The following is a 14,573-nucleotide window of genomic DNA, read 5'->3' on the forward strand; positions in this document are numbered from 1 at the left end:
CGTGTGAGTGTGAAGTTACCCAAAAAGGCATTAACCATGAATAAGAGAAAATTTACAAATTCTGTATTTTGTATTCATTTATTATCAGTTGCTAGTTTATTAGTGGTACTGAATACACCATCAGTATCCGCTAAAGAACTCAAACAATCTTCACTTCGTCAACTTCGTGTAAATACCACACATTTACTAGCACAAACACCAACTCCAGCAGTAGTTATTCAAATTACCGGAGTCAAGATAAATTCAACTACTACAGGCTTTGAAATAATTCTCGAAACTAAAGAGGGCAAAAAACTACAAATTAATAGCAATACTGAAGGTAATAGTTATATTGCCAATATTGCTAATGCACAGTTGCAAGGTGATAGTTTCCGTCAAGAAAAACCAGCGCCAGGAATAGCAGAAATAACTGTATTCAATCAGGATGCAAACACAATTCGCGTTACACTTGTAGGTATAGCAACTGCACCAACTGTAGAATTATTTGACAGCGATGAAGGTTTAATTATTGGCTTTACAAATGTTGCATCTACCACCAAACCACAACAGCAAACTCAAGCTACACCAGAACAACCCACAACTGAAACTATACCCAAGGAACCAACGGCTGAAAATCAAAAACCTATTGAATTGGTCGTCACAGGAGAACAAGATAACTATCGTGTAGAAGAATCATCAACCGCGACTAAAATTGATGCGCCATTGCGTGATATTCCCGCATCTGTACAAGTCATACCTAGACAAGTTATCGAAGACCGTCAGGTAGTAAGGTTAAATGAGTTAGCCAATAACGTTAGTGGTGTGCAGTTGCAATCAGGATATGGTGGTCTTTCTTCTCAAGGCTACTTTATCCGTGGTTTTGAATCAGGTTTTGAAACTCTGCGTAATGGTTTTAGAGATTTTGGTTTCCTCAGCCCTCGTGATGTTGCCAATGTGGAGCGAGTAGAGTTTCTCAAAGGCCCTGCATCAGTATTGTATGGTAGTGCTAACAATCCTGGCGGTGTCGTCAATACTATTACCAAAAAACCCTTGCCAGAGCCTTTTTATCGGGCAGGTATGACTATCGGTAGTTACGATTTTTACCGCCCTACTCTTGATCTAACTGGGCCTCTGACAGAGGATAAATCTGTACTTTATCGGTTAAATGCAGCTTACGAAAATGCTGGTAGTTTTAGAGACTTTAATGAGAATGAAAGTGTTTTTATTTCTCCTGTAATCAGTGTGAATATTAGCGAGCGAACCAATATCACATTTGAATACGAGTACCAAAACTATCAATACATTTTTGATCGCGGTTTACCTCCTAACAGAATCTCTTTTGATGTTCCTATCAGCCGTTCTCTTGTTGAACCAGATTTACCACGTTCAGAATTAAGGTCTTCATCATTCACTTACAATTTTGAACATCAATTTAGTGATGACTGGAAATTTCGCCAAGGTTTTAGCCTGATCAGTGTCAATGGGGTGACGCAAACGATACAAGATACAGGCTTAGAACCAGATGGTCAAACATTTCGACGTAGGTATCGCAAGGTTAACGAAGACCAAGAAAACATCTCTTGGCAAAATGAAATTAGCGGTAAGTTTAATACTGGTTCTATTAGCCACAACTTTTTAGTTGGTTTAGAACTAGCTAGTTACGATTTCTCTTACGAGTTCTTTCGTGCTTCTATTGCTCCACTAAATATCATCAATCCAGTTTATGGCGCTCAAAGAGGAGATTTAACACCAGATTTTTTTGAAGGTTATGGTGGCGATAATGTGGCTGTTTATTTTCAGGATTTAATTACGCTGACACCAAATATCAAACTGTTAGCGGGTGGTCGTTTTGATTGGGTAGATTCTACTTATCAAGATTTGTCCGCTAATAGTTTTGATTTAAAAACATCAGATTCAGAATTTTCTCCGCGTGTTGGCATTGTTTACCAACCCAGTGATACTACTTCAATTTATGCAAGTTGGACAAATTCGTTTAATCCACAATTTTTTGGGCGCAGTCGTACAGGTGAACAATTTAAACCAGAGACGGCAGAACAATTTGAGGTGGGAATTAAACAAGAATTGTTCAACAAACGTCTTTCTGCAACTTTGGCATATTTTGATATTACAAAACAGAATGTTTTGGTAACTGACCCTAATGATGTTGATTTTCAAATTCAGACTGGTGAACAAAAAAGCCGTGGTATTGAGTTAGATGTTGCAGGTGAAATTATCCCTGGATGGAAAGTGATTGCTACCTATGCTTATATAGATGCCTATGTTAGTAAGGATCGGGATCAAGATTTAGTTAACGATCGCCTACAAGCTGTACCCTACAATAGCGCTAGTTTGTGGACAACCTACGAGTTCCAAAAAGGGAGTTTACAAGGCTTAGGATTTGGGCTGGGATTAGTTTACGTTGATGAGCGCGAAGCAACCCTGCCAAATTCCCTCAAAATTCCTTCCTATATCCGCACCGATGCTAGTATCTTCTATCGCCGAGATAACTGGCGTGCAGCAATTAACATCAAAAATCTATTTGATACGGAATACTACGAGTCGCAACGGTTCTACTTAGTTCCTGGTGCGCCGTTGACTGTTTTGGGAACAGTATCTTTTGATTTTTAGTTGTGTCGGGTAAGATTAGCGATCGCCGCAATTAAAATGTCTGCGTCTACAGGTTTGGAGATATGCTGTTGAAAGCCTGCTTTTAGGGCTTGTTTCTGGTTGATTTCTCGCGCATAGGCAGTAAGGGCGATCGCTTGAATCTGCCCTCCTTGTTCTGGTGCTAAGGCTCTCACTTTTTGCATCAGCATATAACCATCCATATCTGACATCCCAATGTCGCTAATGAGTACATCGGGCTGATGATTGATTAAACTAGTCAATGCCTTCTTTTTGACCGTCAACAGCTTATCTATGATACTCATTACTTTTTTACTATTGGATAACTTAGACTCAATGCAAACCTGCGGTAAATATTTATAAAAAAAAGTTAACAAAGTTTAATACAATATATTCATTCACCAATAAGTATTTTTGCTCAATAACATGATAGCGGATGGATTTCCTTGGCTGACCGCGATTATATTGCTACCACTCGTTGCTGCTGGATTTATTCCCCTGCTGCCTGACAAAGAAGGCAAGCTCGTGCGATGGTACGCCCTTGGTGTAGGAATCGCGGACTTTATATTGATGTGTTACACCTTTTGGCAGCATTACGATGCCAGCAATGCAACGTTTCAACTAGTGGAGAAATATGATTGGGTTCCTCAGTTAGGTTTTAGCTGGGCAGTCTCAGTTGATGGAATTTCCATGCCACTCGTGTTGCTGGCTGGGTTTGTGACGACGCTTGCGATGTTTGCTGCATGGCAAGTTAATCTTAAACCACGTCTATTTTATTTCTTAATGTTGGTGCTGTATTCTGCCCAAATTGGGGTGTTTGTAGCCCAAGACTTGTTACTTTTCTTTATCATGTGGGAACTGGAACTGGTTCCGGTTTACCTGCTTGTCTCAATTTGGGGCGGTCAAAAACGCCGCTATGCTGCAACAAAATTCTTACTCTACACAGCCGCAGCTTCTATTTTCATCTTAATTGCAGGGCTGGCAATGGCTTTGTATGGCGACAACACTACCTTCGATATCGTCGAACTGGGTGCAAAAAATTATCCTCTGGCGTTAGAGTTGCCACTTTATGCGGGATTATTAATTGCCTTTGGCGTAAAACTAGCGATTTTCCCCCTACACACTTGGTTGCCTGATGCCCACGGTGAAGCTTCAGCCCCCGTATCGATGATTTTGGCCGGTGTGTTGTTAAAAATGGGTGGATATGGTCTAATCCGCCTGAATATGGGTTTGTTGCCTGATGCACATATTTACTTCGCCCCAGTCCTGGCAACTTTAGGTGTTATCAATATTATTTACGGTGCTTTGAACTCCTTTGCTCAAACCCACATGAAGCGCCGCCTCGCCTACTCTTCCGTTTCCCATATGGGATTTGTATTGCTGGGTATTGCTTCCTTTACCGATGTAGGTGTGAGTGGGGCAATGTTGCAAATGCTTTCTCACGGTTTGATTGCGGCTGTACTATTCTTCCTGGCTGGTGTTACCTATGATCGCACCCATACAATGGCTATGGATAGTTTGGGTGGTATCGGTCAAGCTATGCCCAAAGTGTTCGCTTTGTTTACCGCCAGCGCAATGGCATCGTTGGCACTCCCTGGAATGAGTGGCTTTGTCAGCGAACTGAAGGTATTTATTGGTGTCACCTCCAGCGACGTTTACAGTCCCACATTCTGCACTGTGATGGTGTTCCTGGCCGCAGTTGGTGTTATCCTCACACCAATCTATTTGTTATCTATGTTGCGACAAGTATTTTACGGCACTGGTGCAGAACTCAGTTGCAACATTAACAATCAAGCTTACGAAAATTTAGAGGATGAAGGTACAGCTTGTTTTGGTACAGACTGTCTCTTACCTGGAGAAGCTGTATATAGAGACGCTAGCCCACGGGAAGTATTCATTGCTCTCAGCTTCTTGGTATTAATTATTGGTGTGGGTGTATATCCCAAGATTGCTACTCAGATGTACGATGTGAAAACTGTAGCGGTGAATAATCAAGTGCGGCAATCATATACACAAATCGCCCAAAGTAACTCCAAAATTTATGCGAAAAGTTTCTTCGCTCCTAAAATCGCCGAGCCTGAATTAATGGCTGTTTCCGGCATCGTTAAGTAACGTCATTAATTCTCAATCGTAGCAAAAATTAGGCGATCGCTTCTTTGTGAGGCGATCGTTTTTTTTGCATTGACCAATTACCCATCCCCACAAAAAAGTTCGTAGAGAGGACTTTAGTCCTCTCTAAAAACTTGATGGTTAACATTAAAAATTAGGGAATTTTTTCACTCTCATCACAAAGACAAATTATCTGATTCACAAAAGCTTTTAATTCTGGACAAGCCTGGATAGCAATCATCAGATTGTTGTCCTTCAAAATTTTTCTTCCATGAATAGGTTTGTTATAATCTTCGCGACTTCCTAATTTAAAAATCTCCTTAATCCAGTAAGAAGGAGGTTTTTGATGATTCACAGTCTCCGGGGAACCACTTGGAGCAGAGCGATTATGTTTTGCTAAGGATTGGATAGTATTCCAGTATGGAAGAAGCCATGCTTCAAAATCGTGTAATGCTGTGTGTGCGTAAAATTGAGGGTTATTACCTACCCAATTGATCATTTTAGCTTTAGCATCAGCCGCATCTTGAAAATCATTAGTTCCTGTGTAAACATCTGTTAGGGCAATTACAGCATCATAAGCATCTTTACCAGTTAATAAATTTTCAACTACACGCCTAAGTTTTTCTTCTTTAGGAATCCTACCATTTTGGGAAATAAATTTAAGTCTTGGCATTCTTTGCCCTAGACGAGTTTGAAGAAACTCACGCAGTTTTTCTCTAAAAGCTATCTCCGTAGCCCCTTCAACTAAAATAGCAATCTTCATGGACGACCACCGATCAAATTCATTTTCCAAACTTCATCAAGGCTGTAATCTGCCAACCACTTATCCAAATCAAGCGTATCCGCCCAAGTCATCCTTGCTTCACCTTCTTCAAGGTCACAAATTAAAACCTCATGTGGCTCAAGAAATCCAATCAACCGATCTGAATGCGTTGCTACTATCAGCTGCGTGTGTTTTGAAGCTTCTCTCATTAAATATACTAAATGCCTCAGAAGTTCAGGATGTAAACTGACTTCTGGTTCATCAAGTAGCGTGATTGTTGTTAAGCTTTGGCTTTGTAAAAGAGTAACTAACCACAGAAAGCGCAGTGTTCCCTCTGATAACTCATGCAGATACATGGGCTGAGAAAAATTTCTATCTGTCCAAGTCATGGATATAGTTCCTGCGGCAACAGGTGGAAAGTTTAATCGCTTAAAATCTGGAAATGCTGTAGAAAGAACATCTTCAAGCATTTCAAAGCGCTCTCTATCAGTTTCTCGAAGGTCATACAGACAGGAAACTAAATCCTCACCACTTGCACCAGGAAGCTTTGCAGGACGCATTGCTTGAGGTAAACGAATAGGACTTTTATTTGAAACATCTAGTGACCCATAATAAGTACAAGAAGCAAGGCTTTTTCTCAAGTTTTCTGGTTCACGATACATCTTAGGAACTTGGGAAAGTGATGTTTCCAGATAATTATGTTCCCAGTTTGGTCTTAAAAGCCTGTTATCTTCTTGACTAAAATACTTAATATCTAAACCATAAGATTCAATATATTTGAATGGCTCTTGTGCAAATGGATTGCGTTGCTGTGTTAAAGTTTCTTCACTAATGTCATAGGACAATCCTTTGGGAGATAGGGTTAAACTATACTTGAGAGGTTCTCTCTCTGGTACGCTCATTGAAACTGAAATTTTGAGTAACTGTGCTTTGCCTCTAGTCAAAATTTCGTTTAATCCACCTTTATCCTGCAAAGTCTGTTGTAACTTACCATTAGCTGAAGCAGCCAGTGTTGAAAGAACATCCAAGAAAGAAGTTTTTCCTGCACCATTTGCACCAATCATAACAGTCAGATTTCTCATTTCCATTTCGACTTGCCGAAGGCGACGGAAACCGCTTATCGATATATTTTCAAATCTATCCATATATCTAACCACTAAAATTGACAGTAATTAAACTTATTTAAGATTAACTAACATTTGAGCTATGCTCAGTATATACAGTAAGAGCTTAAAAAAGCGGATATTTCTATATTTAAGTGCAGTTGATAGTACATACTGATTAGTATTTTACTAGCCGCAGTTATGGTGTGTTTGATCTAAATTTAAAAGATTAAAATTTGTTAATTAAATTAAACTTTCCATTGCTTGTTGTAAATCGTTGGTTAAATCAGCAACGGCTTGTCTTGCACCTAAGCGACTCTCTTTATATTTAGGATACAATTCTGTAACAGATAGCGGTTCACCGATGGTAAGTTTGACTTTTTGCTTGCCTAGTTTGGGACGATTGAAAGATTTTCCACCTTTAATCTTTGCTAACATCTGCCAGACAATTAAAACAGTTTCGGCAAATCTTTCTACTGTGGGTTTTTCGCGGATATAATTACCAGAAACTGCTACAAAACTTTCCACTAATCTCATGTGCCACATTCTCGCATTAGCTTCTTCCGCAACACGATCGCCTAATGCTCTCTCAACAGCAGATAATCCTTTTGTATCCTTATAATCATCCCTAAATATATAATTCCACCCAGCCTGTTCTACCCGACGACAGCGATCGCTAAAACCTCCCTTAGATTGTAAGTTAAAATGCTGTTCGGCTATTTGTAGGGCTGCATTTAACAAAGCTTGTAACCGCAATTTTAACGCTTCGTTGCGATCGCCATTTACCTCCTCTGTGGCTGGAGACAGCTTGAGATGATAAAATTTGGTGTAAAACTCTTCCATCAAAGAAAGTAAGTGTTCAGCCAAAGTTAACAGGCGCGGATATAGTGACTCTAAATCAGGAACTTGGGTGTTAGCTGTTGTATCTACAGGTAAACCACTAGCTATAGATAACTCATCTAGAAGTTGAGCGATCGCATTCCAAGGTGCATCAACGTAACTATATTTAATCCCAACTGGTACAATTAAAACCTGTTCAGTGCGTCCAGCTTTTTGCAAGTCTTCAGCACACCAAAAACCCATTTGAGCAATTCCTGGTTCTAATGGGCTAATCTTCTCCGATAAACCATTAGTAGCACCTTCTGGTGCAGCCGCCATCGGAAATCTACCATTGGCGAACAAATCCCGCGCCGAACGTAACCCAGTCCAGTCAGCCTTACCCCGTTGTATAGGAGTTCCCCCCAATTGTGACGCAATCCAGCCAACATATTCACCCGCCCAAAGCGGAATACCGCGATCGTAAATAAAATGAGCGTGAATAGGAGATTCTAGTGCTATACTTTGCTGTCGTGCTACCCTTGGTACGATTTGTGAAAGCAAATAAACCAAAGAAAATGGATCTTCTGTCTGCGGATGGCGAAACGCCAATAAAAAGCGGATTTTCTTCTCTTGAAACTCCCGATAGAGCTTCACTAAAACCTCAACATTGTCTGCTTCAATGTGGTTAATGGCTGTTTGAGTACGTATCCACGTTGGTAAAAACAGATGAACAAACCGCAGAAATAGAGGATTAAAAGCTGGGGGGATAAATTCGAGAGGTGGTTGTGCTTGGTAAATCATGGGAGATGAGGGAGTGGCGAGTGGGGAGTAGGGAGTAGGGGGAGATGTGGAAGTGGGGGGAGATGAGGGAGAATTGCTTTGGACTGTTGACTATGGACTAATGACTAATGACTATGGACTAAATTCATACTTTATACTCGAAATTTCGTAATTTTATAACTAGGAGAAAAGGAATATAACGATGCGACTGTCACAAATGTTATTCGTTACACTGCGGGATGATCCGGCTGATGCGGAAATTCCTAGCCATAAGCTGTTATTGCGTGCAGGATATATTCGTCGCATCGGTAGCGGTATTTATGCTTATCTCCCTCTGATGTGGCGGGTGTTGCAAAAGGTTTCCCAAATTGTGCGGGAAGAAATGAACGCTACAGGCGCACAAGAATGTCTCCTACCTCAATTACAACCCTCAGAATTGTGGAAGGAATCAGGACGTTGGGATACTTATACTAAAGCTGAGGGGATTATGTTCTCCCTAATTGACCGTCGTGAACAAGAATTAGGGTTAGGACCGACGCATGAGGAAGTAATTACGACAATTGCTCGTGATATGATTCGCTCTTACCGTCAGCTACCGCTAAATCTATATCAGCTACAAACCAAATTCCGCGATGAAATTCGTCCCCGGTTTGGTTTGATGCGCGGACGAGAATTTATCATGAAGGACGGCTATTCTTTCCACACCGATGAGGAAAGCCTGAAGAAAACCTATCAGGATATGTACCAAGCCTACAGCAATATGCTACGGCGTGCAGGTTTAGCGTTTCGTCCTGTAGAAGCTGACTCTGGTGCAATTGGTGGTTCCGGTTCAACAGAATTTATGGTGTTGGCGGAAGCCGGGGAAGATGAAGTTCTCTACACCTATGATGGAAAATACGCCGCTAACGTGGAAAAAGCCGTTTCCTTACCTGCGGATGCTGAGACATCACAATTTACAAGTTTTGAAAAGAGAGAAACACCAGGAACAGAAACAATTGAAAAAGTTACTCAATTCTTGAAGGCTTCTCCTACTCAAGTAGTAAAAAATGTTCTCTATCAAGCTGTTTACGACAATGGTTTAACAGTTTTGGTATTGATAAGTATCCGTGGTGATCAGGAAGTTAATGAAGTTAAATTACAGAACGAACTAACTAAATTAACTCCTAATTATGGTGCTAAAACTATCATTAGTTTAACTGTACCCAGTGCAGAAACTCAGCAAACCTGGACGAGTAAATCTTTACCATTAGGTTATATTGCACCAGATATTGCTGATGATTATATTGCTGGAAATAAACAGATTCATCCAAAATTTGTCCGGTTCGTTGATAAAACAGTCGTTGATTTAAAAAACTTCATCACTGGCGCAAATGAATCTGGTTATCACGTTGTTGGTGCGAATTGGGGAGAACAATTTACACTACCAGAAATTGTTGTAGATGTGCGCAAAGCAAGACCAGGCGATCGCGCTGTTCATGACTCAACACAACTCCTAAAAAGCGCTAGAGGAATTGAAGCCGGTCACATCTTCCAATTAGGTACAAAATACTCCGAAGTTTTAGGCGCAACTTATACCAATGAACAAGGAGAAGAAAAACCCCTCGTTATGGGTTGCTATGGTGTCGGAGTATCCCGATTAGCCCAATCAGCCGTAGAACAGTCTTATGATAAAGATGGCATTATCTGGCCAGTCGCGATCGCTCCTTATCATGCAATCGTGACAATTCCTAACATTAACGATGCTCAACAAGTAGAAATTGCCGAGAAGCTTTACACCCAACTGAATCAAGCAGGAGTAGAAACCTTATTAGATGACCGCGATGAACGCGCCGGGGTAAAATTTAAAGATGCCGATCTAATTGGCATTCCTTATAGAATTGTTACAGGACGAGCGATCGCTAACGGTAAAGTTGAAGTTGTAGAAAGGGCTACTCGCCAATCTCAAGAAATACCCATTGATGAAGTTATTACTACACTCAAGCAATGGATTAGAGCAGCGACAGAAAACAAAAGTTAAATACTGATGGATGCAAATTAATCAATAGGCTATTATGCTTTGTTGACTGCTGACTGTTAACTGTCAACCATCAACAGTTAACAGTCCACTTTTGTTCTATATTTCCTGTATTTCTAATTTAATTGTTAAGAATCTCCAGAAAAAACTAAGATTTCCAGATTTACATAATTTGACAGGTGACGAATCCAAATGCAAATTCTAGAATTAAGAATAAAGTTTCTAGAATGAGAAAGCGCAGCATTTGGATTTACAGAGCTATCCTTTAGGTTTTTTGGGAAACTCTCCATTTATTAGCATCGTCCTTAATCAGGCTACTCTTCATCACAAGACTATCATTAGGAATTATCGGTGAAGAAAAGCTATGGTTGAGGTAAAGGGTATAAGGGTGTAGGGGTGTATGTTTCTCAATTTTTATACTCTTATACCCTGAACTTAAAAAATTATTGTGTAAATCCTGTTTTAGCCCACAGTCAGGAAGGTTTTAAATTATGAATAACCAACAAGGATCAAATCGTATATCTTCAGGTGTGATTGCAGCAGTCTCAGCAGCAGTTATAGCAGTCGGTGGTGGTGTAGCTTGGATGACTTCCAAGACACCAGATTCTTCCACATCATCAAATCCATCCCAAAGCGTCCAGCAACCGAATCAACCAACAAACAGACAGCCAACTAACAATAATGAGCAAACAGCTAATGTTTACTGGCTGCAATCAAAAGGTAACAACATTGACTTAGTACCCCAGCAAGTGAGAGTAGCTGCTGTGCAACCAAACCAAGTCTTAGAAAAAGCTTTCGAGAATCTATTAGCAGGCCCAACAGAAGGCTCAGATTCTACTACCATTCCTAAAGGAACCAAGCTGTTAGGGCTAAAAGTAGAGAATAACGAGGTACACGTTAATTTATCAGAAGACTTTACCAGTGGTGGTGGTAGTACCTCAATGATGGCTCGTGTAGGTCAAGTGGTTTATACTGCTACAACATTAAACCCCAATGCTAAAGTTTACATTGATATCAATGGAAAACGATTAGATACACTAGGTGGTGAAGGTGTAGTATTAGACCAACCCCTCACCCGCGACGGCTTCAAGAAAGATTATCCAATTTAGTCAACAGTCAACATTTTTTGACTATGGACTATGGACTATGGACTATGGACTATAGACCATAAACTAATTTTTATTTAACACCCTAAAGTTACGGGCTTGCTGTTCTAACCTTGTAGCTAGGCGATCGCAAACCCGATTACATAACTCAAAAATCATCTGGTCTTCTACCCTGTAGTAAGCGCTAGTCCCTTCGCTACGACGGCTAAGGATGCCTGCTTGCCACATTACTTTCAGGTGTTTAGAAACATTAGCCTGCGAAGTCTGGGTTGCCTCTACCAACTCTTGTACACATTTTTCTTCATCCCGTAATAAGTGCAACAGCCGCAGACGCATCGGCTCACTTAACAGGCTGAAGTATTCGGCTACTTGTTGCACCACTTCTTGAGATACATGCAAGGCTTGTTTCATCAGGATTGACCCGCAGGACTGACTGTTTTACAAATGATTCATTGCTATAGGTCAGTTGTTAGTTATCAATTTCAGGGCTGGTAATGGGTAATGGGTAATAGGTTAATATTTCTTTCCAATTACCCATTACCAATGACCAATTACCAAATCCAACAACCATACATAACTAGCAACTTAGTTTTAGTAATGACTCACTTATATAGATTAATACTTAATCAGGTTTAATTCTCATTAATGGCTGGTTATATTCTACAGGTTCGCCATTTTGGATAAGAATTTCGACAACTTGTCCAGAAACGTCAGTCTCAATTTCATTCATCAGCTTCATGGCTTCGATAATGCAGACCGTTTGCCCTTGACGCACGCGATCGCCCACCTCCACAAATGGCGATTCACCCGGAGCCGGAGCGCGGTAGAATGTTCCCACCATTGGCGAAGGCACTTCCAGCAATTTCGGGTCATTTATTTTGGCACTTGGTGGTGTGCCAGCACCCCCATTATCTGAAGTACGGCTTGTCCCCACCTCCAATGCTGGAGTTGGGGCAGCCTGAGTGACAATCGGTGCTACCGATGGCAATCCCGAACCAACCACACCGCTTAATGTTGCTGGAGCAACCGGCACAATTTGATTGGTAACACTAACACCTTTACGAACTGTTAGTTCAAAGTCATCACTTTTAAGAGTTACTTCTGCAATATCTGTTTGTGCAATAGTTGTCAGCAGTTGACGGATTTCATTAAAGTCCAATGGCACAGTTTTTATTACCTCGACCAGTCCGTAAATTAAGAATTTTTAATACCAATCACTCAAAATTCAGAAAATGAATTTTGAATTGGCTCAGTGTGGCAGGGATTTAATCCCTAAATAGGGATTGAAATCGGGAGTTGTTCTCGGATGAGATTAAACCTATTCCCTGCCTAAATATTTATCTTCCCGTGTATCAATTTTGATACGTTCACCTTGAGAAATAAACAAAGGAACCATCACAATTGCACCAGTCTCTACAGTTGCAGGTTTAGTACCACCTGTAGCTGTGTCGCCTTTAACACCTGGGTCTGTTTGTATAACTTCCAAAACTACAGAGTTAGGAAGTTCAACTTCCAGCACTTGCTCACCCCAGCGAATCACGTTTACTTCCATACCTTCCTTGAGGTATTTGACGCGATCGCCAATTTGTGTAGCACTGAGTCGTCCTTCTTCATAGCTTTCCATATCCATAAAGACGAACTCATCGCCCTCTTTATAGGTATGCTGCATCGTAATTTTTTCCAAAGTAGCTTGTGGAACAGTTTCCCCTGCCCGGAAAGTTCTTTCTAAAACCTTGCCAGATTGCACATTTTTAAGAGTTGTCCGCACAAAGGCAGAACCCTTACCAGGCTTAACGTGAAGGAAATCAATCACTCGCCATACAGACCCATCGAGGACAATGGATACACCGGGTCGAAAATCGTTACTAGAAATCATGAAGCTTTCAAGTTTTGGAAGACAATCGGCATTTATTGTACCCTTCAAAAGGAGTCATTAGTCCATAGTCATTAGTCATTAGTCATTAGTCCATAGTTATTATTTTTCTTCTCTACTACCCCTACTACCTACTCACCACTCCCTACTCCCTACTCCCTACTCCCTACTCAGCACTCATGCTCGTACTGTGGGAAGATGATTGATGGGTTACGCCTAGTTAACAATCTAATGCTACATTGAGCTATTCCATGTTGAATTTATTAAAATCCTGGCTGAAGAACAGCCTCATGGCAATACTGCTAGTAACAATATTTTTAGGCATAAGTACAGCTGGCTGGACTCCCTCCAGTAACGCTGCTTTACCATCGGGAAATGCAATTACTGACGGTAGAGCTTTGTTGCGGTATGCACTCCCGATAGATAACAAGCCGGTACGCGAACTGCAAGCCAGTTTAGAAGACATTTCTAACCAACTGCGTGCCAATAAACGCTGGGGTGCTGTCTCCAAAGACCTGAGTAAAGCATCCCGCATTCTTGATAAACCTTCACAAATCCTAACAAGCGTTCCGGAAGAACGCCAACCCCAAGCCGAAACTTGGCTAAATGAATTAAAATCTGGTGTAGCCAAAGTTCAAGAACTTGCTCAGACAAAAAATAAAGAACAAGTTCTCATAGAGAGAGGGAAACTGTTAAATTTAGTCTCTCTCTTGGAAGAATCAATGGTCAAGGAATTTCCCTTTGAAGTTCCCGAAGAATACAGCAACCTTCCCCAACTCAAAGGACGCGCCACTATAGCCATTAAAACCAACAAAGGCGATTTAACCGTTGTTGTAGATGGTTACAGCGCCCCTGTCACGGCTGGGAATTTTGTAGATTTAGTACAACGAGGATTTTATAACGGTTTAGAGTTTACCCGTTCTGAAGAATCTTATGTTTTGCAAACAGGAGATCCCCCAGGAAAAGAACAGGGTTTCATTGACCCCAAAACTGGTAAATATCGAGCTATTCCTTTAGAAATTCTTGTAGAGGGTGAGAAAAAGCCAACTTACGGCATTACCTTAGAAGATGCTGGCCGTTACCTAGATATGCCAGTATTACCATTCTCTTCCTTTGGTGCGTTAGCTATGGCTCGTCCTGAAAGCGAAGTTGATGGCGGTTCTTCTCAAGTCTTCTTCTTCCTATTTGAACCAGAACTCACCCCAGCCGGACGCAATTTATTAGATGGTCGCTACTCAGTTTTTGGCTATCTCATTGAAGGTAAAGACATCTTAGATACACTCAAAGCCGGCGACAGAATCGAATCAACTACCGTAGTTCAGGGTATAGAAAACCTAGTACAACCCCAATCAGCCTAATATATCAAGTTCGTAGTAAGCACTTTAGCGCTAATACCCAACTA

Annotated in this window: 11 protein-coding genes and 1 pseudogene; 5 read left to right on the forward strand and 7 right to left on the reverse strand. The window is 40.9% G+C overall.

Annotation, left to right across the window (positions count from 1 at the left end; genetic code table 11):
• The first annotated feature begins 36 nt into the window (after positions 1–36).
• The gene (locus NSMS1_RS03275; RefSeq protein ID WP_224090966.1) at positions 37–2,607 is read left to right on the forward strand and encodes a TonB-dependent siderophore receptor; all 2,571 of its coding nucleotides are present in this window, start codon (positions 37–39) and stop codon (positions 2,605–2,607) included.
• Here the strand turns inward: NSMS1_RS03275 and NSMS1_RS03280 are convergent.
• A pseudogene (locus NSMS1_RS03280) lies at positions 2,604–2,870 on the reverse strand (response regulator); the annotation flags it as partial. The gene NSMS1_RS03275 and the pseudogene NSMS1_RS03280 overlap by 4 nt on opposite strands.
• 160 nt (positions 2,871–3,030) lie before the next feature.
• On the opposite strand from NSMS1_RS03280, the gene NSMS1_RS03285 reads away from it, so the two are divergent.
• Complete coding sequence (locus NSMS1_RS03285) at positions 3,031–4,716, forward strand: NAD(P)H-quinone oxidoreductase subunit 4 (RefSeq protein WP_224095057.1); 1,686 nt, start codon at positions 3,031–3,033, stop codon at positions 4,714–4,716.
• A 151-nt stretch (positions 4,717–4,867) separates the two neighbouring features.
• On the opposite strand, the gene NSMS1_RS03290 is transcribed toward NSMS1_RS03285, so the two are convergent.
• From NSMS1_RS03290 to NSMS1_RS03300, 3 genes are all read right to left on the reverse strand, one after another.
• Positions 4,868–5,476 (reverse strand): DUF4276 family protein, encoded by a 609-nt coding sequence (locus NSMS1_RS03290; RefSeq protein ID WP_224095059.1) that lies wholly within the window; start codon positions 5,474–5,476, stop codon positions 4,868–4,870.
• The gene (locus NSMS1_RS03295) at positions 5,473–6,621 is read right to left on the reverse strand and encodes an AAA family ATPase (protein WP_224090968.1); all 1,149 of its coding nucleotides are present in this window, start codon (positions 6,619–6,621) and stop codon (positions 5,473–5,475) included. Before NSMS1_RS03295 ends, NSMS1_RS03290 begins: the two co-directional genes overlap by 4 nt.
• Before the next feature lie 201 nt (positions 6,622–6,822).
• A complete protein-coding gene (locus NSMS1_RS03300) occupies positions 6,823–8,199 on the reverse strand; it encodes a 1-acyl-sn-glycerol-3-phosphate acyltransferase (RefSeq protein ID WP_224090970.1) in 1,377 nt (458 codons plus the stop codon).
• 181 nt (positions 8,200–8,380) lie between these two features.
• Between NSMS1_RS03300 and NSMS1_RS03305 the strand changes: the two genes are divergently transcribed.
• Positions 8,381–10,195, forward strand: a complete 1,815-nt coding sequence (locus tag NSMS1_RS03305; protein ID WP_224090972.1) for a proline--tRNA ligase — start codon at positions 8,381–8,383, stop codon at positions 10,193–10,195.
• Positions 10,196–10,683: 488 nt separating this feature from the next.
• Positions 10,684–11,301, forward strand: a complete 618-nt coding sequence (locus tag NSMS1_RS03310; protein ID WP_224090974.1) for a GerMN domain-containing protein — start codon at positions 10,684–10,686, stop codon at positions 11,299–11,301.
• A gap of 63 nt (positions 11,302–11,364) precedes the next feature.
• On the opposite strand, the gene NSMS1_RS03315 is transcribed toward NSMS1_RS03310, so the two are convergent.
• The 3 genes from NSMS1_RS03315 to efp all read right to left on the reverse strand — a co-directional run bounded on the left by NSMS1_RS03315 (position 11,365) and on the right by efp (position 13,174).
• Positions 11,365–11,709: an ArsR/SmtB family transcription factor gene (locus tag NSMS1_RS03315; RefSeq protein ID WP_224090976.1), complete on the reverse strand. Its 345-nt coding sequence runs from the start codon at positions 11,707–11,709 to the stop codon at positions 11,365–11,367.
• Positions 11,710–11,920: 211 nt separating this feature from the next.
• Positions 11,921–12,463, reverse strand: a complete 543-nt coding sequence (gene accB / locus NSMS1_RS03320; protein ID WP_224090978.1) for an acetyl-CoA carboxylase biotin carboxyl carrier protein — start codon at positions 12,461–12,463, stop codon at positions 11,921–11,923.
• Between the two features lie 153 nt (positions 12,464–12,616).
• The gene (gene efp / locus NSMS1_RS03325) at positions 12,617–13,174 is read right to left on the reverse strand and encodes an elongation factor P (RefSeq protein WP_224090980.1); all 558 of its coding nucleotides are present in this window, start codon (positions 13,172–13,174) and stop codon (positions 12,617–12,619) included.
• Between the two features lie 248 nt (positions 13,175–13,422).
• Between efp and NSMS1_RS03330 the strand changes: the two genes are divergently transcribed.
• Positions 13,423–14,529, forward strand: coding sequence for a peptidylprolyl isomerase (locus NSMS1_RS03330; RefSeq protein WP_224090982.1), 1,107 nt, complete (start codon positions 13,423–13,425; stop codon positions 14,527–14,529).
• The last annotated feature ends 44 nt before the right edge of the window (positions 14,530–14,573 follow it).

The organism is Nostoc sp. MS1 (assembly GCF_019976755.1).
Lineage (GTDB): Bacteria > Cyanobacteriota > Cyanobacteriia > Cyanobacteriales > Nostocaceae > Trichormus.

Excerpts from the sequence above, each read along its gene's own strand:
- NSMS1_RS03275 (WP_224090966.1), top strand. The coding sequence starts at position 37 with ATGAATAAGAGAAAATTTACAAATTCTGTATTTTGTATTCATTTATTA.
- NSMS1_RS03285 (WP_224095057.1), top strand. The coding sequence starts at position 3,031 with ATGATAGCGGATGGATTTCCTTGGCTGACCGCGATTATATTGCTACCA.
- NSMS1_RS03290 (WP_224095059.1), bottom strand. The coding sequence starts at position 5,476 with ATGAAGATTGCTATTTTAGTTGAAGGGGCTACGGAGATAGCTTTTAGA.
- NSMS1_RS03295 (WP_224090968.1), bottom strand. The coding sequence starts at position 6,621 with ATGGATAGATTTGAAAATATATCGATAAGCGGTTTCCGTCGCCTTCGG.
- NSMS1_RS03300 (WP_224090970.1), bottom strand. The coding sequence starts at position 8,199 with ATGATTTACCAAGCACAACCACCTCTCGAATTTATCCCCCCAGCTTTT.
- NSMS1_RS03305 (WP_224090972.1), top strand. The coding sequence starts at position 8,381 with ATGCGACTGTCACAAATGTTATTCGTTACACTGCGGGATGATCCGGCT.
- NSMS1_RS03310 (WP_224090974.1), top strand. The coding sequence starts at position 10,684 with ATGAATAACCAACAAGGATCAAATCGTATATCTTCAGGTGTGATTGCA.
- NSMS1_RS03315 (WP_224090976.1), bottom strand. The coding sequence starts at position 11,709 with ATGAAACAAGCCTTGCATGTATCTCAAGAAGTGGTGCAACAAGTAGCC.
- efp (WP_224090980.1), bottom strand. The coding sequence starts at position 13,174 with ATGATTTCTAGTAACGATTTTCGACCCGGTGTATCCATTGTCCTCGAT.
- NSMS1_RS03330 (WP_224090982.1), top strand. The coding sequence starts at position 13,423 with ATGTTGAATTTATTAAAATCCTGGCTGAAGAACAGCCTCATGGCAATA.